This window comes from Streptomyces sp. NPDC030862 (genome assembly GCF_055571835.1).
Genome location: NZ_JBVIEN010000001.1, coordinates 307,024 through 325,319 on the forward strand (window position 1 = coordinate 307,024; position 18,296 = coordinate 325,319).

Genomic DNA, 18,296 nt, shown 5'->3' on the forward strand with positions numbered 1-18,296 from the left:
TCGCGCGCGCCAGGCGTTGAAAGGGGCGTGAGCTCATTGATCGCTTCGGCCAGGTTCTCCGTGCTGGACCGTTCCCGCACCCGCGAGGGGCAGGACGGTCCCCAGGCGCTGCGCGACACGGTGCGCCTCGCCCAGGAGGTGGAGGCGCTCGGGTACCACCGGTTCTGGGTGTCGGAGCACCACGGGGTGCCGGGGGTGGCGGGTTCGGCGCCGACCGTGCTGGCGGCCGCCGTCGCCGCCGCGACGCGGACGATTCGGGTCGGTACGGGCGGGGTGATGCTGCCGAACCACCAGCCGCTGGTGGTGGCGGAGCAGTTCGGGGTGTTGGAGTCGCTCTTCCCGGGCCGGATCGACATGGGGCTGGGCCGTTCGGTGGGCTTCACGGACGGGATACGGCGGGCCCTCGGCCGGGACAAGGAGGACGCCGACGACTTCGCCGCCCAGCTGGTGGAGCTGCTGGGCTGGTTCGACGGTACGCAGTCGGCGCACCCCCGGGTGCGCGCGCGTCCCGCCGAGGGTCTGCGGGTCCCACCGTTCGTCCTGGCCACCGGTGAGGGCGCGGAGATCGCCGCGGCGGCCGGCCTGCCGCTGGTGATAGGCGATCTGAAGGGGCGGCCGAAGGTGGTGGCCGCGATCGAGCGGTACCGGGCCGCCTTCCGCCCGTCCGCGTGGGCCGAGGAGCCGTACGTCGTCGTGGCCGGCACGGTGGTGGTCGCGGAAAGCGAGGAGCAGGCGGCGCGGCTGCTGACGCCGGAGGCGTGGTCTCTGGCGTACTCCCGTACGAAGGGCGACTTCCCGCCGCTCGCGCCGCCGGAGCGGGTCGCGGGCCTGGCGATGTCGCCGAAACAGCGGGAGTTCTACGAGGCGGGGCTGCGGGGGCACATCCACGGCACCGAGGAGCAGGTGCGGGATGCGCTGGAGGAGGCGGTGAAGGAGACCGGCGCCGACGAGGTGCTGGTGACGACGAGTACGTACGACGGCGCGGCGCTGGTGGACTCCTACCGCCGCCTCGCCCGCCTCGCGGGCCTGACCCCGCGCTGAAACCGGCCCCCTCCCCCCTCCCCCCGCCTCGCGGGCCTGGCTCCACACCGACGCCGGGTCCGCGAGGGGGTTGTGGCGGCTCAGGCCGCCGTGTCGTAGGTGTAGTGGCGGGTGTGGTCCAGCATGTCCGCCGGGGTCACGTCGTTCCAGGGGCGCATGGTGTCGCGCAGGTCCACGACGTTCGGGGTGCCGGCGGCCGGGAGGTAGCCGGATCCGGGGTGGCGGGCCTGCCAGTCGGCCCACAGCTTGTCGATGAACGCGTGGTGCAGCCAGAACACGGGGTCGTTCGGCGAGGCCCCGGTGGCCATGTGGCCGCCGACCCAGACGTGGACGCGGTTGTGCAGGTTGACGCCGCGCCAGCCTTCGAGGTGGTTGCGGAAGCCGTCGGAGGAGCTGTTCCACGGCGCCATGTCGTACGTCGCCATGGCCAGGACCGAGTCGGCCTCGGCGCGCGTGGGCAGCTGGCGGCCGCTCGCGCCGAGCGCGCGGCGCAGGTAGTCACGGCCGTCCACGCGGACGGTGATGGTCCAGCGGCCGGCGGAGGCGGCGAACGGCCCGTCCATGACCTGGCCGTCGCGGGCGCGGCCGGTGCCGCCCATGAAGTCGGGCGCCCAGAGGGAGGAGGACGCCGTGCGGTCGGCGGTCCAGTCCCAGTAGGGCAGGGCGACGGCCGGGTCGACGGCCTGGAGTGCCTGCTCGAACTGGAGCAGGAACCTGCGGTGCCAGGGCAGGAAGGACGGCGAGCGGTGGCCGACGCGGTCGCCGCTGTCGGTGTCGCTCATGATGAAGTCGTTGTGGGTGGAGACGAAGGAGTCGTACCGGCCACTGCGCTTGAGTTCGAGCACCGCGTCGACGAAACGCTTCTTCTCGGCGGCGGTGAGCTGGGACTGGTTCTTGCGTACGGTCATGGTGCTGTGGCTCCGGTTCAGGACGTGGCGAGGGGGACGAGCGAGGCGCCCTGGAGTTCGCGGACGGCGGCGCGGGCCACGGCGCGGGGCGTGGCGACCGGCTCGTAGTGGTTGATCACGCTGATCCAGGTGCCGTCGGCGTTCTGCATGACGTGCAGTTCCTCGCCGTCGATGCGGACGGAGTAGCCGGAGCCGTGGCCGCCTCCGTGGTGGCCCCCGTGGTGTCCGCCGCCGCTCTGCGCGGGGCCGCCCTGGATGCGGCGGCCCAGGAATATCTCGTCGAAGGGCGCGGGTGCGGTGCCGTGCGCCGATGCCGCGGCGGACGGGGCGGTGGCGGCCGTACCGGAAGACGCCCTGCCGGCGGCGGTGGTGTCGGGCGCGGCCGTGGCACGCCCCGCGGCGGCGAGGCCGAGCGCCGCGCCGGCGGTGACGCTCATGGCCTGGCGGCGGGTGATTCTGGACATGGAAAACCCCCTGATGGTGCGGTGGTGCGGTGATGTGCTGCCACCGGGGGTTTGGTCATGTTCCCCCGGCACATGCCATGCCTATCGGGGGTTCTCGGAGCCTGGAATTCCGCAGGGGCGGGTTGGCCTCGATACGGACATCACGCCACGATTAGTACGGGGTTGAACGGAGTTGATCTTGCTGTTCCCAGGCACGGAAACGCCCCGGAACGGAAGACTTGCGGAGAGTGTGGCGAACTCGTGGAGAATCTTCCGTTCCGAGGCTCCGGACGTGTCCCGGGTCACGCCCGGGAAGTGGCTTGAATCATGCCTGCGTCAGCTGCGGCGCACCTTGCGCGTGGCCCGCAGCCACTCCTTGTTCATGGCGGCGATCGACGGCAGCGGAATGCCCTTCGGGCAGGCCGTCGCGCACTCACCGGTCAGCGTGCAGCCGCCGAAGCCCTCGGAGTCCATCTGGGCCACCATGTCGAGCACCCGCGTCTCGCGCTCCGGCGCGCCCTGCGGCAGCACGTTGAGGTGGTTGACCTTCGCCGAGGTGAAGAGCATCGCCGAGCCGTTCGGGCAGGCCGCCACGCACGCCCCGCAGCCGATGCACTCGGCGTGCTCGAAGGCGAAGTCCGCGTCCGCCTTGGGCACGGGCGTGGCATGGGCCTCCGGCGCGGAGCCGGTGGGGGCGCTGATGTAGCCGCCGGCCTGGATGATCCGGTCGAAGGCGGACCGGTCCACCACCAGGTCCTTGACCACCGGGAAGGCGGCGGCGCGCCACGGCTCGACGTCGATGGTGTCGCCGTCGCGGAAGGACCGCATGTGCAGCTGGCAGGTGGTGGTGCGCTCCGGCCCGTGGGCGTCGCCGTTGATGACGAGCGAGCAGGCGCCGCAGATGCCCTCGCGGCAGTCGTGGTCGAAGGCGACCGGTTCCTCGCCGCGGAGGATGAGCTCCTCGTTGAGGGTGTCGAGCATCTCCAGGAAGGACATGTCGGACGAGATGTTGTCCACCTCGTAGGTGGTCATGGCGCCGGGGGCGTCGGCGTTCTTCTGGCGCCAGACGCGCAACTTGAGCTTCATGCGTAGCTCCGCTGGGTGGGGTGGACGTACTCGAAGACGAGGTCTTCCTTGTGCAGGACGGGCGGCTCGCCGGTGCCGCCGAACTCCCAGGCGGCGGCGTACGAGAACTCCTCGTCCTTGCGGGCCGCCTCGCCGTCCGGCGTCTGCGACTCCTCGCGGAAGTGGCCGCCGCAGGACTCGGTGCGGTGCAGCGCGTCGAGGCACATGAGCTCGGCGAGCTCCAGGTAGTCGACGATGCGGTTGGCCTTCTCCAGCGACTGGTTGAGCTCCTCGCCGGTGCCCGGCACCTTGATCCGGCGCCAGAACTCCTCGCGGATGGCGGGGATCCGCTCCAGCGCCTTGCGCAGGCCCTCGTCGGAGCGGGCCATGCCGCAGAACTCCCACATGAGCTCGCCCAGTTCGCGGTGGAACGAGTCGGGGGTGCGGTCGCCGTCGACGGCGAGCAGCCGGGCGAGCCGGTCCTCGGTCTCCCCGACCACGTCCCGTACCACCGGGTGGTCGGCCGTCACCGGGTCCGTCAGCGGGTTACGGGCCAGGTAGTCGTTGATGGTGGACGGCAGGACGAAGTAGCCGTCCGCGAGGCCCTGCATCAGCGCGGAGGCGCCGAGGCGGTTCGCGCCGTGGTCGGAGAAGTTCGCCTCGCCGATGGCGAAGAGACCCGGGACGGTGGTCTGGAGGTCGTAGTCGACCCACAGGCCGCCCATCGTGTAGTGCACGGCGGGGTAGATCCGCATCGGCACCTCGTACGGATCCTCGTCGGTGATCCGCTGGTACATGTCGAAGAGGTTGCCGTACTTCGCCTCGACGGCAGCCCGTCCCATCCGCTGGATGGCGTCCGCGAAGTCCAAGTAAACGCCCTGGCCGCCGGGGCCGACGCCGCGGCCCTCGTCGCAGACGTTCTTGGCGGCGCGGGAGGCGATGTCACGCGGAACGAGGTTGCCGAAGGAGGGGTAGATGCGCTCCAGGTAGTAGTCGCGCTCCTCCTCGGGGATCTCGTGCGGCGGACGGGTGTCGCCCTTCGCCTTCGGCACCCAGATGCGGCCGTCGTTGCGCAGCGACTCGCTCATCAGGGTCAGCTTGGACTGGTGGTCGCCGGTGCGCGGGATGCAGGTGGGGTGGATCTGGGTGAAGCAGGGGTTGGCGAAGTACGCGCCGCGCCGGTGCGCCCGCCACACGGCGGTGGCGTTGGAGTTCATGGCGTTCGTCGACAGGTAGAAGACGTTGCCGTAGCCGCCCGAGGCCAGCACCACCGCGTCCGCGAAGTGCGTGGTGACCTCGCCGGTGATCAGATTGCGGGCGACGATGCCGCGCGCCCGCCCGTCGACCACGATCAGGTCGAGCATCTCGGTGCGCGGGTGCAGCTCGACGTTCCCGGCCGCGATCTGCCGGGACAGCGCCTGGTACGCGCCGAGGAGCAGCTGCTGGCCCGTCTGGCCGCGGGCGTAGAAGGTGCGGGAGACCTGGACGCCGCCGAAGGAGCGGGTGTCGAGGAGGCCGCCGTACTCGCGGGCGAAGGGCACGCCCTGGGCGACGCACTGGTCGATGATCTCCACCGATATCTGCGCGAGGCGGTGGACGTTGGACTCGCGGGCGCGGAAGTCGCCGCCCTTGACGGTGTCGTAGAACAGGCGGTGGACGGAGTCGCCGTCGTTGCGGTAGTTCTTCGCGGCGTTGATGCCGCCCTGCGCGGCGATGGAGTGGGCGCGGCGCGGCGAGTCCTGGTAGCAGAACTGGACGACGTGGTAGCCCTGCTCGGCCAGCGTCGCACCGGCGGAGCCGCCCGCGAGGCCGGTGCCGACGACGATGATCGTGTGCTTGCGGCGGTTGGCGGGGTTCACCAGCTTCGCCTCGAAGCGACGCTTGTCCCAGCGCTCGGCGATGGGGCCGCTGGGGGCCTTTTCGTCGACGACCGGCGCGCCGGTCGTGTAGTCGAGGAAGCTCATGTCAGCTCACCACTCCGGTCATGACGGCGACGGGTACGGAGACGAAGCCCGCGGTCAGCACCAGCGCCAGCCCGTTGGCGAGGGTCTTCAGCGCGCGGTCGCGGGTGGCGTTGCCCACGCCGAGGGTCTGGGCGGCCGACCAGAAACCGTGCCGGATGTGCAGCCCGACGGCGAGCATCGCGACGATGTAGATGACGTTGCCGTACCAGGTGGAGAAGGTCGCCACGACGTTCTCGTACGGATGGCCGGCCTGGGCGTTCGGGTTCACGGTGAGCGTCGTCAGGTCCAGGATGTGCCAGACGATGAAGAGCGCCACGATCACCCCGCCCCAGCGCATGGTGCGGGTCGCGTAGCTCGCGCGGCGGCGCTTGTGCGCGTACGCGGTCGGGCGCGCCTTGATGTCGCGCCGGCTCAGCTGGTACGCCGAGACGCCGTGGGCGATGACGGCGGTGAGCAGCACCACGCGGGCGATCCACAGGCCCCACTCGTGGTGCAGCACCGGCGCGCCCATGGTCCGCAGCCAGTGGCCGTACGCGTTGAACTCGCCGGGGCCGAAGAAGACCTTCAGGTTGCCCATCACGTGCGCGACGAGGTAGCCGATCATGATCAGCCCGCTGACGGCCATGACCGTCTTCTTGCCGACGGTGGATCGCCAGAAGGTGCGCGTGAGGGACGGTTGTCGATCCGTCCGGGTTGCCAGAGCCATACACGCGACGCTAGGCGGGGCAGGGGTAAGAGGTCCAAGACATGGTGCCGCTGATCTCCATAGGAAGCGGCTATCGAACGGGCCTATCGTGGAGATATGCAGTTCCAGCAGCTCGTCTATTTCGTGGCGGTCGCCGAGACCCGGCACTTCACGCACGCCGCCGAGCGCGTGCACGTCTCCCAGCCTTCGCTGTCGCAGCAGATCAGGGCGCTGGAGAAGGAGCTGGGTGCGGAGCTGTTCAGCCGGGCCCGGGGCAACATCGCGCTCACGGACGCGGGCGAGGCGCTGCTGCCGCTGGCCCGCCGCATCCTCGCCGACACCGACACCGCGCGCCACGAGGTGCAGGAGGTGGCGCAGCTGCGGCGCGGGCGGGTGCGGCTGGGCGCGACGCCGAGCCTGTGCACCGGCCTGCTCCCCGATGTGCTGCGCACCTTCCACGACCTGCACCCGGGGATCCAGCTGCTGATCGAGGAGAGCGGCTCGCACGATCTCGTACGGGAGCTGGCGCGCGGCGCGCTCGACCTGGCGCTGGTGGTGCTGCCGCTGCCGACCCCCTCCCCCGCGCTCACCACCATCGAGCTGCTCCAGGAGGACCTGGTGGTGGTGTCGTCCGCGGCCTCGCCGCCACCGCGCCGCCCGGTACGGATCGCCGATCTGCGCGACGAGCCGCTGGTGATGTTCCGGCACGGCTACGACCTGCGGGAGCTGACGGTCGCGGCGTGCCGGGCCGCGGGCTTCGAGCCGTCGTTCACGGTCGAGGGCGGCGAGATGGACGCGGTGCTCGGCTTCGTACGGGCGGGGCTCGGGGTGGCCGTCGTACCGAGCATGGTGGCGGCCAGGGCGGGCCGCGACCTGCGGGTCACGGCCCTGGCGCGGCCCGGGCTGCGCCGGACGATCGCGCTCGCGCACCGCAGCGACGTGGCACCGCCGCGGGCGGCGCGCGAGCTCCAGAAGGTCCTGCTGCGGTCTCAGACCGCGTCGGCCAGCACCAGCGAGTGGATCCGGTCGGGGGCGCCCGGGCGGGCGTAGTACCAGCCCTGGGCGGTGTCGCAGCCCAGCTCCCGCAGCTGCTCCGCCTGGACGCCGGTCTCCACGCCCTCCACCGTCACCGCGAGGTCCAGGCTGTGGGCGAGGGAGACGATCCCCTCGACGATCTTGAGGTCGACGGGGTCGGCCGGGTGCCGCTGCATGCCCTGGGTGAAGGAGCGGTCCAGCTTCAGCACGCTCACCGGCAGGCGGCGCAGGTTGGCCAGGTTGGAGTAGCCGGTGCCGAAGTCGTCCAGGGCTATGTCCACGCCCATCTCGGCCAGCTGCCGCAGCGGCTTGAGCAGGTCCTCGTCGGCGCCGATCAGGGCCGACTCGGTCACCTCCAGGCACAGCGCCCCGGGCTCCAGCCCGAAGCGGTCCAGTACGTCGGTGATGTCGGCGACCAGGCCGGTGTGGTGCAGCTGCGTCGGCGACAGGTTGACGTTGATCCGCAGCGGCCCGCCGTCGGAGTGGCGCCGGTTCCAGAACCTGGCCTGGCGGACCGCCTCCTGGAGCACCCAGCGCCCGAGCGGCACGATGAGCCCGGTGTGCTCGGCGAGCGGGATGAACCGGTCGGGGCCGAGCACCCCGTGCTGCGGGTGGCACCAGCGCACCAGTGCCTCGGCGCCGTGCACGCTGCCGTCGCCGAGGTGGACGAGCGGCTGGTACTCGATGAAGAACTCCTCGCGCTCCAGCGCCGCCGGCAGCGCGGTGGTCAGCCCGTGCCGGGTGATGGCGCGGGCGTCGGCCTCCGGGTCGGCCCGCTCGAAGCGGTTGCCGCCCGCCGACTTGGCCCGGTACATGGTGATGTCGGCGCTGCGCAGCACCTCCGCGGAGCCGCGTTCCCCCGCCGGCCCCTCGACGATGCCGACGCTGCCGCGCACGGTGAGCTCCCGGCCGTCCAGCCGGATGGGCGTGGCGAGGGCGGCGAGGATGCGGTGGGCGAGCTCGTCGGCCTGCCGCTCGGTGTCCGTGCCGGTGGTCAGCGCCACGAACTCGTCGCCGCCGAGGCGGGCGACCATCTCCCCCGGCCGGGTCGCGACCGACTGGAGCCGGTCGGCGACCTCCACGAGCAGCCGGTCGCCGGCCGCGTGGCCGAGGCTGTCGTTGATGGCCTTGAAGCCGTCCAGGTCGAGGTAGCAGAGCCCGAAGCGGGCGCCGTCCCCGGCCGAGAGGGCCTTGTCGAGCCGCTCGAAGAACAGCGTCCGGTTGGGCAGCCCGGTGAGCGCGTCATGGGTCGCCTCGTACCGCAGCCGCAGGTTCAGCAGGCGGCGTTCGGTGGTGTCCTCCATCAGCGCCAGGGTGTACTGCGGGTTGCCCTCGGTGTCCCGCAGCAGGGAGACCGTGAGGTTGGTCCACAGGACGGTGCCGTCGCCCCGGTAGAAGGGCTTCTCGACGCGGAAGTGGTCGCGTTCGCCGCGTATGAGCTCGCCGTAGAGGTTCCAGACGTGCGGGGCGTCCTCGGGGTGGACCCACTCGGACACCTTGCGGCCGCGCACATGGTGCTCCAGGCCGCCGAACATGCGGGTGAGGGCCCCGTTGACCTCCAGTACGTTGCCGTCGAGGTCGGCGATGCCGATGCCGATGGCCGCGCCCTCGAAGACGGCCCGGAAGCGGGCCTCGGTGGCGTGCAGCGCCCGTTCGGCGAAGCTGCGCGCCGAGAGCGCCGAGCGGGCGATGGACTCCTGCTCGGTGCGGGTGCGCTCGCGCAGCGCCTGGGCGAAACCGGCGGCCAGGGCGTGCTGGAGCCGGGCGCAGCGGGCCCGGAGTTCCTCGGCGGGGAGGTCGGGCGGCCCGGGCGGGCCCGGCGGCGCTTCGGCGTCCCGGCAGTACAGCACCAGGTACGAGTCGACCACGCCGAGGGTGCGGCTGAGCGCGTCGGGGTCGGTGCAGTGGGCGGCCACCAGGGCGGCGCCGACGCCGTGCGCGGGCGCCGGGTCGAACGGCCGGGCGTGCAGAGCGCCGCTCAGCTCCCGGGCGAGCGGCAGCAGGTGCCGTTCGAATTCGGGGCGGGTCAGCGACGTGGCGGTGACCGGGAAGATCGCCCGGCTCCAGATCGTCGCGAACCGCCGGAGTCTGTCCTCGAGGCCGTCCGGCTCTGCGCCGGAGCCGGCCCCGGGTTCCTGCGGCGGCACGCTCACGCCTTGCGCCCCACCCCTGCGAAGCCCGCGAAGGCGTATGGATCCTCCTGCTCGACCGGGCTGTCGGGCTCGGGCCGCCAGTGCGGCATCGACACGACACCGGGCTCGACGAGCTCGAACCCGTCGAAGAACCGCGTGACCTCCTCCCGCGAGCGCATGACCAGCGGGTTGCGGATGTCGCGGTAGACGCCCACCGCGCCGCCCGCCCGCTCCTGGGGCACGGGGACGCCCTCGTACGAGGCGTGGGTGACGATCAGCAGGCTGCCGGGCGCCAGGGCGTCGCGCAGCTCGGCCACGGAGCGCTGCGGGTCGTCGGCGTCCTCCAGGAAGTGCAGGACGGCCACGAGCAGCAGTGCGACCGGGCGGTCCAGGTCGAGCAGCGCGGTCGTCTCGGGGGCGGTGAGGATGTCCTGGGGCTTGCGCAGGTCGGCGGCGACGACGGCGGCGTGCTCGTTGCCCTCCAGGACGGCCTTGCTGTGGGCGACGGCGACGGGATCGTGGTCGACGTACACCACGCGGGCGTCGGGGCGGGCACCTTGGGCGATCTCGTGGACGTTGCCGAAGGTGGGGATGCCGGAGCCTATGTCGAGGAACTGGGTGATGCCCTCGCTCACGGCGTACCGCACCGCGCGGCGCATAAACGCCCTGTTCGACTGCATGATCTTGGGCAGGCCAGGCATGAACTCCATGGCCCTGCGGGCGGCTTCCCGGTCTACTTCGAAATTGTGCGAGCCGCCCAGGTAGTAGTCGTAGATGCGGGACACGCTCGGCACCGAAATGTCGATACCCGGCGGGACCCAGGCGGGACGCTCCATCGATGTCTCCAACAAGTAGCCACGGGGGTTGCGGCCGTGTTCATGGCCGGTGTTCGAGCCGAGGCTACTGATCGCCCGCCAGGAGGGCGAGAGGAAACGGAAAATAGCGGTCCGTTCTTGGTCACACGCCTTTGGCACGTGCGGAGTTCGAGCAGCGTACGAGCGGTGTGGGAGGGGGTGCACGAGCGGGCGGGGGGGGGGGGGTGGGGGGGGGGGGGGGGGGGGGGGGGGGGGGGGGAGGGGGGGGGGGGAAGGGGGGGGGGGGGGGGGGGGGGGCGCCCGCCGGGCCGACGGGGTGTCCGGCCGGTGGGAGACCGGCCACCCGGGGCCGGAGGCGCGTGGGGACTGCGCTGGGCGCTCCGGCCGGCTGTGGGGGGAATGGGGTGGTTTCGGCGGGCTACTTGACCAGCTTGCCGTCGGGGGAGACGGCGAACCAGGTGCCGCCAACGCCCTGGCCGTTGGTGTCGCCGGGCTTCTTGTCGCCCGCGAAGGTGTAGATCGGCCAGCAGTCGATGGTCTGCTGCTTGATGCCGTCGGGCCGGTTGAAGGTCACGAAGCCCTTGAGCTTGACGCCCTCGGTGTCGTTCTTGTCGACGGGGGCGACCACCGGCCACTTCTTGAGGCAGTCGCCGGTGCAGGCGGTCTTCATCGGCCAGGCGGAGTCCTTCTGGAACCGGTAGACCGTCATGCCGTTCTTGTCGACGACGATCTCGCCCAGCTTGGGGTCCTTGCGGACCGACAGGCCGGCCGGGTCGGCCGGGGTGCCGGCGTCCTCGCCGCCGCCCTCGCCGGTCGCGGGCTCCTCCGGCTCCTCCGGCTTCTCCGGCTTCTCCGCGTCGCCGGAGCCGCCCGCACCGCCGGAGCCGCCGTTGCCGGGGGCCGCCTTCTTGCCGTCGGGGGACGCCGCGTACCAGGTGCCGCCGACGCCCTGGCCCTTGGCCTCGCCGGGCTTGGTGTCCTTGGCGTACCGGTACATCGGCCAGCCGTCGACGGTGAGTTGCTTGGTCCCGTCGGCGCGCGTCACCGTGCCCATCAGGGAGGCGTCGACACCGGCCGGCGGCTTGGCGCCGTCGGCGGAGACGACCGGCCAGGTCTTGGCGCACTCGCCCTCGCAGTTCGACTTGGGCGGGCTCGCCGTGTCCTTGTCGAAGCGGTAGAGCGTGAAGCCCTCACTGTCGGTGAGGACCTTGCCGAACTCCTTGCTGTCCCAGACGGCGAGTTGACCGGCCGGCTTGGCCGCGGCGGCGCCGCCCTGGGCCGCGGCGCCGGCGCCGTAACCGCCGTCGGAGCCGTAGCCGCCCGCGTTCTCGGCGGGAGCTCCGGCGGGTGCGGCGGCGCCGACGGACTGGCCGTTGGGGCTCTGCGTGCCCTTCTCCTGACCGCACGCCGTCGTCAGCGCCAGCACGGCCGCCGCGGTCACCGCGAGCGAGGCGTTCCGCCAGGTCTTCATGTCAACTCCCGTTGGGTTCTAGCCGATTGTCGGCGCCGCGTGTGCGCCGTTCACGGTCCTAGGTACGGGCGGGGAGGCTGCCGGTGTTCAACGCGGCGAGCGAAAATTTCTCCGCCGGGCAAACACAGGTCGCCGCAGAACCGCTCCTTCAGGGGAAATCACCCTGGTTCGCGCCCTGTCGCGCCACCGGTCTGATCATGCTGTTCGGCGTGTACGGAATGATCGTCTCGCGGCTGGTTCCCGCCGCCACCCTCGCCTGGCTGCTGGTGGCCCCGCTGCCCGCCGCCGCCGACAGCTGCGCCCACGCCGTCATCGGGCCCTCGGGACCGGAGAACGCGGTGGCGATCGCGGGGAGCGACACCTGCACCCCGTCGCCGTCCCCTTCCCCGACGCCCACTCCCACGCCGACGCCCCCTCCCCCGCCGCCACCGGAGCCCGTACCGCCCCCCGAACCGAAACCGACGCCGAAGCCCAAGCCGAAGCCGAAACCGAAACCCAAGCCGCCACCGCCGGCTCCCGTAGGGCTCGCGCCGGTGCCCCCGCCCCCTCCCCCGCCGCCGCCGCCGGCGCCGAAACCGGCGCCGCCGTCCGTGCGGCCGCCGAAACCGCCGGCCCCGGCGCCGCCACCGTCCCCCGTACCGCTGCCCGCCTACCAGCGCATCGCGCCGCCGGAGCCGGACGGCGGCCCGTCCCCAGTGTCCGTGATGCTCCTGGTCACGGCGCCCGCGGTGCTCGCCGCCGCCGCGCTGCGCGGCCGCTCGTCCCGCTGATCAGCGCTCACCCGCGCTCCCCCGCACTCACACTCGCACTCACACTCACCGACGGAGAGACGCCTTGTCGGAATGGCTTGTTCTGTCCATCGCGATGGCCGCCGCGTGCGCCGTCGTCCTCACCATCGTCGTCATCAACCACCGGCGGGTCGGCGATGACGACGACCCGAGCGAGACCCCGGACGTCATCGAGTACATGACGATGATGATCGGCGTGGTGTACGCCATCGTCCTCGGCCTCGCGATCGCCGGCGTCTGGGAGGGCCGCGGCGCCGCCCAGGACACCGTCCGCCAGGAGGCCCAGGCCCTCTACCAGGTGGACCGGCGCGTCGAGGTGTGGCCCGAGGCCGTGCGCGAGGGCGTGCGCGACGACGTACGGGCGTACGTGTCCCACGTCGTCGACACCGAGTGGCCGCACATGGCCGAGCGGGGCGAGCTGACCGAGAAGGGCACCGAGCTGCTGGAGCGGCTGCGGCGGAGCGTCACCGACTACCGGCCCGCCGACGCGCACGAGGGCGAGGCGTACCAGCCGCTGGTGGACCAGGTGGCGCTCGTGGACGACGCCCGCGCGGCGCGCGCCGAGAGTGCGGGCGCCACCATGCCGGGGGTGGTGTGGTTCGGCCTGATCATCGGGGCCCTGGTCACCGTCGGCATGATCTTCATGCTCCAGATCCGGCGTACGTTCCGCGAACTGCTGCTGGCCGGTCTCTTCAGCGCGCTTATCGCGTTTCTGCTGTTCCTGATCTGGGCGTTCGACGCGCCGTTCGGCCGCGGGGTGTCCGCGACACCCGACCCGCTCCTCGCCCTGTTCCCGCACCTGGGGAGCTGAGGGCATCCGCCGTCCGGGGGACTCCGGTGCCCCATTCGCCCGTCTGGGATCGCGGGTGTGGTACGGGGCTCCTAGCGTGTCGGGCATCGAGGTGCATATCAGACCCTTTGTGGAAATCCGTTCCGCAGCTGCCCCTCGGGACCCGGAGGATCGACCATGCGCGCGATACGTGCCGCGTCCGCCGCTCTGCTGGGAGCGGCCGCTCTCGCCCTCACCACTCCCGCCGCCGCGCAGCAGGGCGACTTCCTCATCAGCCCGACGACCGTGCAGCCGGGCGGCAGGATCACGCTCTCCGCCCCCGGCTGTCCGGGTACGGCCATGGCGTCGGCGGGCGTCTTCGACACGGTGACCATCCCGGCCGGCGGGTCGGCGACGGCCACCGTCGACTGGGACGCCAAGCGCGGCGCCGTCTACACGGTGAACTTCACCTGCGCGGGGGGCAGTCCCGGCTCCGTGGACCTCAGGATCGCCATGGCCACCTCCACCCCGACGACCAAGTCCACCGCCGTTCCGACCGTCACCAGGACGGCCACCGCGACGGTCGCACCCACCCGTGGCGCCCGTGGCGGCCTCGGCGGCAGCATCGGCGGCTGGCACACCGGCCAGCTCGCCCTCGGTACGGGCCTGGTGGTGGCCGCGGCGACCGGCGTCATCTTCGTGGTGCGCCGCCGGGCCGACCACCGCCGCCACTGACCGAAAGCACCGAAGCACCGAAGCACCGAAGGAAAGCCGGAAGCACCCGCGGGAAGCCCGTCGCCCCGAGCCCTCAGCGAGGACTCGGGGCGACGGGCGTATTCGGCCGACCGGGAGGTTCGGCCGGTCAGACCTTTCCGCCGCTCAGGCGGCGGCGCCGGCTGATGAACAGCCCGCCGCCGAGGGCCGCCGTGCCGACGAGCGCGGCGCCGATGGCCATCTCGGTGGAGCTTGGGGCCATGGAGCCGCCGAGGCCGCCCTGCGCGCCGCGGCCGGCGATGACCGTGAAGGTGCGGGTGACGACCAGGGGGCTGTCGTTGCACTTGACGGCCAGGTTGTACTGGCCGGGCGTGGCGTGGTCGTAGATCCGGGGGGTGGCGGCGGAGTTGCCCGAACGGTTCAGGGTCAGTGCGGTGGGAGGGAAGGCGTTGGACGTGACGCTGCCGCCGCGGTTGCACCCCGAGGCGCTCACCGCGAGCTGACCGCCCTGGTGCACCTGCGTGGGACGGACGGTGACGTTGGTGGGACCGTTGCCGCCGGTACCACCACCGGTGGCGACGGCCGCCGGAGCGCAGACTCCGACGGCCGCGAACGCGGTGGCGGCCACCGCGAGAGCGCGTGAAGCACGCATGGTTGAACCTCCAGTGGAAGACGCCCCGAAGCGGCGCTCCGGGAAATTCGACGAGTACGTCTCTCCACGTCGAACCATCACAAGCCAGTCGGATCACCGCATTTTGGGCATTGGTCCACACCGGTGAGGCGACACGCCGGCGCCGCGCCGACGAAGCTGACGGAGCCGCAGGTCACAGACCGTCAGGCCGGTGGTGGACTACTACTCGTATGGGTCATCACCCGTCCGGCAGCCCCGCCACCCGTTCGCGCCTCACTGATCGCCCGCCCCTTGCGCCGCCCTTACCGTGCGTACAGACGCCTCGAAGGGAGAACCATGGGTCTGGACCACACCGGCTTCGACTGGCGGAGACGCTCGCCGTGGGGCGCACTGGCCCTCGTCATGCTCACCGGTCTCGCGATGGTGCGGAACGGCGTTGACGACCAGCTCGGTCCGCCGCAGCCCGCGGCCCTCGCGACGCCTTCGGAGCGCGGTGTCGCCGCGGCCCCCACGCCGCCGGCCTCGCTGCAGACACTGGCATACGCGCCCGCGTCGCGCATCCGGATCGAGGCGGTCAACGTCGACGCCCCGATCATGGACGTGGGGCTGGACAAGGAGGGCTGGATCGACGCCCCGCCGGCCCAGGACCCGAACCTGGCGGGCTGGTACCAGAACGGCATCTCGCCGGGCCAGCGCGGTACGGCGGTCGTCGTGGGCCACGTCGACAACGAGTCGGGGCCCGCCGTCTTCTACCGGCTCGGCTCGGTCAAGCGCGGCCAGCTGGTGGAGGTGACGCGCTACGACGGCCGGGTGGCGGTCTTCGAGGTGTACGGCATCGAGGTGTTCTCCAAGCAGGACTTCCCCGGCGTGCGCGTCTACGGCGACACCGGCCACGCGGAGCTGCGCGTGATCACCTGCGGCGGCGGCTACTCGAAGGCCGGCGGGTACGACGGCAACGTGGTGGTCTTCGCGCGGATGGTGCAGGCCCGCTAGGGGGTGTCTTGTCGATCAGGCCGGATCAGGGAGCGGCGTCTGGTGCCGTGCATCGCAAGGCGGAGGAGAGAGCCACTGCGGAGCATTGGCGACCGACGACAACGCGGCGTGGGGGCACCCCCAGGCGAAGCTCTGGGGGAGCGGCACCAGACGCCGCGAGCCCGGCAAGATCGGCAAGACACCCCCTAGCTCCGCCGCGCCCGCACCGGCCGCCGGGGTACGCGCCCCGGCGGCCGGTGCCGTACGCAGCCGTCATCTGCGCGGCACGGTCACGTGGTAGCCGGCCGCCAACAGCCGGGGCAGATAGGTCTTCAGCGCCGCGACGCTCTGCGAGCGGTCGCCGCCCGCGTCGTGGGAGAGCACCACGACGCCCGGCCCCGCCCCGTCGAGGACCCGGCTGACGATGCTCGCGGTCCCGGGCTCGGTCCAGTCCAGGGTGTCGACGGTCCAGGCGAGCGGCTCCATGCCGAGCTCGGCGCCGATCTCGAACGAGTGCCGGTTCCAGGCGCCGTACGGGGCCCGGTACCACAGGGGCGGGGAGCCGGTGACGCGCGCGATCACGTCGCTGGTGGAGCCGAGCTCGTCGCGGATGCGCGAGGGGGGCAGCTTGGTGACGTTCGGGTGCGACCAGGAGTGGTTGCCCACGACATGGCCGTCGGCGGTCATCTCGCGCAGCAGGTCGGGGTGTGCGGCGGCCAGTTCGCCGCAGACGAAGAACATCGCGCGCACGTCGTACGCACGCAGGGTGCGCAGCACGGCGGGGGTGTAGCGGGGGTCGGGCCCGTCGTCGAAGGAGAGGACCATCGTGCGGCCGGTGCCGGACATCCGCAGGAAGGGCCGCTGCCGCACCGGCGGCAGGGCGCGCCGGAAGCGGGCCGGGCTGTCCGCGGCCATGGGCTGGAGGCGGTACGCGGAGGGGGCGAGGCGCGCGCGGGCCTGTGCCTGGGGCCCGGCGGCCGCGGGCGGCGCGACGGCGGCCCGCCCCGGGGCGCCGGCGGCGCCGGGGACACCGGGGGCGCCGGGACCGCCCGGGAGGCCCGGGGCGAGGGGGGACATGGACGGGGCGGGCGGGGCGGCGGTGCGCCCGGGCGACCCGAACCGGTCCGATGCGAAGAGCCCGACGGTGGTGGTGGCCCCGAGCGCGGCGGCGATGCGCAGCACCATCCGCCGCCCCGTAGGCATCTGATCGTTTTTCATGATTAATAACTCGCATGGCGGATGCCCTCTGCCCCTGACCCACACCGGCCGGGGCCTCCGATTGCACTCGTTGGGACGAGCGGCGCAATCGAGTCCCCTGCTGTGTGGTGTCTTCCGCCCGGGCCGCGGCTGAGCCATCATGATCGGCCGTCAGCCGATGCCGTATGCAAAGAGGTGACGCCCATGGCCGGACTCCGCGCGGGGCAGGGGATTCTGCGCCGCAAACCGATCGAGCACATCGAAGAGGGCGAGGCGGAGGAACGCCTCACCAGGACACTGGGCCTGTGGCAGCTCACCGCCATCGGCGTGGGCGGCATCATCGGCGCGGGCATCTTCACCCTCGCCGGCACCGTCGCCAACGGCACGGCCGGTCCGGCGGTGCTGATCTCGTTCCTCATCGCGGGGGTGGCGAGCGCGGCCGCCGCGTTCAGCTACGCCGAGTTCGCCGGGCTCATCCCGAAGGCCGGGTCGGCGTACACGTACGGCTACGCGGTCCTCGGCGAGATCGCCGGCTGGTTCATCGGCTGGGACCTGCTGCTGGAGTACACCGCGATCGTGTCGGTCGTCGCGATCGGCATCTCGGGCTACTTCACCTTCCTGCTCGGCGAGGTGGGCGCGGAGCTGCCCGCGTGGATGCTGGGCGCCCCGGGCACGGGCGAAGGCCACAAGGTGGACCTGTTCGCCGCCCTGCTCTGCCTGCTGATCGCGTACCTGCTCACGCTCGGCATCAAGAACGCGGCCCGCGTCGAGACGGTCGTCGTGGTGCTGAAGGTGCTCGTGGTGCTGCTGGTGATCGTGGTCGGTTTCTTCCACGTCACGACCACCCACTACAGCCCGTTCTTCCCGTTCGGGGTGAGCGGGGCGTTCACCGGGGCGGCGACCGTCTTCTTCGCGGTCTTCGGCTACGACGCGATGTCGACGGCGGCGGAGGAGTCCAAGGACGCGCAGCGCCACATGCCGAAGGCGATCATGTACTCGCTCGCCATCTCGATGGTGCTGTACGTGCTGGCCTGCCTGGTGCTGACCGGCATGCAGAAGTACACGGAGATCGACAAGGAGAGCGGCTTCTCCACCGCGTTCAAGTCGGTGGGCCTGGACGCGCTCGCCGACGTCATCGCGGTGGGGGCGATCATCGGCATCCTCACCGTGATGTTCACGTTCATGCTGGGATGCACCCGCGTCTGGTTCAGCATGAGCCGGGACGGGCTGCTGCCGCAGTGGTTCGCCAAGACCCACCCGACGCGCCACGTACCGGTCCGTGTGACATGGATCGTGGGCGTCGCGTCCGCGCTGATCGCCGGCTTCCTGCCGATCAGCGAGGCGGCCGAGCTGACCAACATCGGGATCCTGCTGGCCTTCGTGGTCGTGTGCATCGCCGTCATCGTGCTGCGCTACAAGCGGCCGGAGCTGCCGCGCACCTTCCGTACGCCCGGGATGCCGTTCGTGCCGGCGCTCGGTGTGGTCTTCTCGCTCTGGCTGATCACGTTCCTGCAATGGCAGACCTGGGCGCGGTTCGCCGTCTGGTTCCTGCTGGGGCTGGTGGTGTACTTCGCCTACTCCTACCGCCGGTCCCACCTGGCCGGGAGCGAGGCCCGGACGGGGCAGGCGCCGCCGCCCGGACCGGAGGCGTAACCGCCGCCCTCCC

At 72.0% G+C, this 18,296-nt stretch carries 18 protein-coding genes; 8 read left to right on the top strand and 10 right to left on the bottom strand.

Going from position 1 to position 18,296, the window contains the following annotated elements; translation table 11 throughout:
• The first annotated feature begins 36 nt into the window (after positions 1 to 36).
• Positions 37 to 1,041: an MsnO8 family LLM class oxidoreductase gene (locus ACZ42X_RS01405; protein WP_468284086.1), complete on the top strand. Its 1,005-nt coding sequence runs from the start codon at positions 37 to 39 to the stop codon at positions 1,039 to 1,041.
• A gap of 80 nt (positions 1,042 to 1,121) precedes the next feature.
• Here ACZ42X_RS01405 and melC2 read toward each other — a convergent pair whose 3' ends face one another.
• From melC2 to ACZ42X_RS01430, 5 genes are all read right to left on the bottom strand, one after another.
• A complete protein-coding gene (gene melC2, locus ACZ42X_RS01410; protein WP_468282944.1) occupies positions 1,122 to 1,949 on the bottom strand; it encodes a tyrosinase MelC2 in 828 nt (275 codons plus the stop codon).
• A gap of 17 nt (positions 1,950 to 1,966) precedes the next feature.
• Complete coding sequence (gene melC1, locus ACZ42X_RS01415; RefSeq protein ID WP_468282947.1) at positions 1,967 to 2,413, bottom strand: apotyrosinase chaperone MelC1; 447 nt, start codon at positions 2,411 to 2,413, stop codon at positions 1,967 to 1,969.
• 315 nt (positions 2,414 to 2,728) lie between these two features.
• The gene (locus ACZ42X_RS01420; protein ID WP_468282950.1) at positions 2,729 to 3,478 is read right to left on the bottom strand and encodes a succinate dehydrogenase/fumarate reductase iron-sulfur subunit; all 750 of its coding nucleotides are present in this window, start codon (positions 3,476 to 3,478) and stop codon (positions 2,729 to 2,731) included.
• Positions 3,475 to 5,421, bottom strand: coding sequence for a fumarate reductase/succinate dehydrogenase flavoprotein subunit (locus tag ACZ42X_RS01425; protein ID WP_468282953.1), 1,947 nt, complete (start codon positions 5,419 to 5,421; stop codon positions 3,475 to 3,477). The genes ACZ42X_RS01420 and ACZ42X_RS01425 overlap by 4 nt, the downstream gene beginning before the upstream one ends.
• A gap of 1 nt (position 5,422) precedes the next feature.
• Positions 5,423 to 6,127, bottom strand: a complete 705-nt coding sequence (locus ACZ42X_RS01430) for a succinate dehydrogenase cytochrome b subunit (RefSeq protein ID WP_468282956.1) — start codon at positions 6,125 to 6,127, stop codon at positions 5,423 to 5,425.
• A 96-nt stretch (positions 6,128 to 6,223) separates the two neighbouring features.
• Here ACZ42X_RS01430 and ACZ42X_RS01435 point away from each other — a divergent pair, with 96 nt between their 5' ends.
• Positions 6,224 to 7,156, top strand: coding sequence for a LysR family transcriptional regulator (locus ACZ42X_RS01435; protein WP_468282959.1), 933 nt, complete (start codon positions 6,224 to 6,226; stop codon positions 7,154 to 7,156).
• On the opposite strand, the gene ACZ42X_RS01440 is transcribed toward ACZ42X_RS01435, so the two are convergent.
• The 3 genes from ACZ42X_RS01440 to ACZ42X_RS01450 form a co-directional block, all read right to left on the bottom strand.
• Complete coding sequence (locus ACZ42X_RS01440) at positions 7,096 to 9,294, bottom strand: putative bifunctional diguanylate cyclase/phosphodiesterase (RefSeq protein ID WP_468282962.1); 2,199 nt, start codon at positions 9,292 to 9,294, stop codon at positions 7,096 to 7,098. The two genes, ACZ42X_RS01435 and ACZ42X_RS01440, sit on opposite strands and share 61 nt — an antisense overlap.
• On the bottom strand, positions 9,291 to 10,109 hold the full coding sequence (locus tag ACZ42X_RS01445) for an SAM-dependent methyltransferase (RefSeq protein WP_468282965.1): 819 nt from the start codon (positions 10,107 to 10,109) through the stop codon (positions 9,291 to 9,293). The genes ACZ42X_RS01440 and ACZ42X_RS01445 overlap by 4 nt, the downstream gene beginning before the upstream one ends.
• A 397-nt stretch (positions 10,110 to 10,506) precedes the next feature.
• On the bottom strand, positions 10,507 to 11,559 hold the full coding sequence (locus ACZ42X_RS01450) for an SCO0930 family lipoprotein (protein WP_468282968.1): 1,053 nt from the start codon (positions 11,557 to 11,559) through the stop codon (positions 10,507 to 10,509).
• A 218-nt stretch (positions 11,560 to 11,777) separates the two neighbouring features.
• Here ACZ42X_RS01450 and ACZ42X_RS01455 point away from each other — a divergent pair, with 218 nt between their 5' ends.
• The 3 genes from ACZ42X_RS01455 to ACZ42X_RS01465 all read left to right on the top strand — a co-directional run bounded on the left by ACZ42X_RS01455 (position 11,778) and on the right by ACZ42X_RS01465 (position 13,851).
• Positions 11,778 to 12,329 (top strand): hypothetical protein, encoded by a 552-nt coding sequence (locus ACZ42X_RS01455; protein ID WP_468284088.1) that lies wholly within the window; start codon positions 11,778 to 11,780, stop codon positions 12,327 to 12,329.
• A gap of 64 nt (positions 12,330 to 12,393) precedes the next feature.
• Positions 12,394 to 13,158, top strand: coding sequence for a bestrophin-like domain (locus tag ACZ42X_RS01460; RefSeq protein ID WP_468282971.1), 765 nt, complete (start codon positions 12,394 to 12,396; stop codon positions 13,156 to 13,158).
• A gap of 156 nt (positions 13,159 to 13,314) precedes the next feature.
• Positions 13,315 to 13,851: a hypothetical protein gene (locus ACZ42X_RS01465; RefSeq protein ID WP_468282974.1), complete on the top strand. Its 537-nt coding sequence runs from the start codon at positions 13,315 to 13,317 to the stop codon at positions 13,849 to 13,851.
• Between the two features lie 127 nt (positions 13,852 to 13,978).
• On the opposite strand, the gene ACZ42X_RS01470 is transcribed toward ACZ42X_RS01465, so the two are convergent.
• A complete protein-coding gene (locus ACZ42X_RS01470; RefSeq protein WP_468282977.1) occupies positions 13,979 to 14,482 on the bottom strand; it encodes a hypothetical protein in 504 nt (167 codons plus the stop codon).
• A 315-nt stretch (positions 14,483 to 14,797) separates the two neighbouring features.
• On the opposite strand from ACZ42X_RS01470, the gene ACZ42X_RS01475 reads away from it, so the two are divergent.
• On the top strand, positions 14,798 to 15,454 hold the full coding sequence (locus ACZ42X_RS01475) for a class F sortase (RefSeq protein ID WP_468282980.1): 657 nt from the start codon (positions 14,798 to 14,800) through the stop codon (positions 15,452 to 15,454).
• A gap of 85 nt (positions 15,455 to 15,539) precedes the next feature.
• Positions 15,540 to 15,734: a hypothetical protein gene (locus ACZ42X_RS01480; protein ID WP_468282983.1), complete on the top strand. Its 195-nt coding sequence runs from the start codon at positions 15,540 to 15,542 to the stop codon at positions 15,732 to 15,734.
• On the opposite strand, the gene ACZ42X_RS01485 is transcribed toward ACZ42X_RS01480, so the two are convergent.
• Positions 15,707 to 16,651: a polysaccharide deacetylase family protein gene (locus tag ACZ42X_RS01485; protein ID WP_468282986.1), complete on the bottom strand. Its 945-nt coding sequence runs from the start codon at positions 16,649 to 16,651 to the stop codon at positions 15,707 to 15,709. The two genes, ACZ42X_RS01480 and ACZ42X_RS01485, sit on opposite strands and share 28 nt — an antisense overlap.
• 183 nt (positions 16,652 to 16,834) lie before the next feature.
• Here ACZ42X_RS01485 and ACZ42X_RS01490 point away from each other — a divergent pair, with 183 nt between their 5' ends.
• On the top strand, positions 16,835 to 18,283 hold the full coding sequence (locus tag ACZ42X_RS01490; RefSeq protein ID WP_468282989.1) for an amino acid permease: 1,449 nt from the start codon (positions 16,835 to 16,837) through the stop codon (positions 18,281 to 18,283).
• Positions 18,284 to 18,296 lie beyond the last annotated feature (13 nt).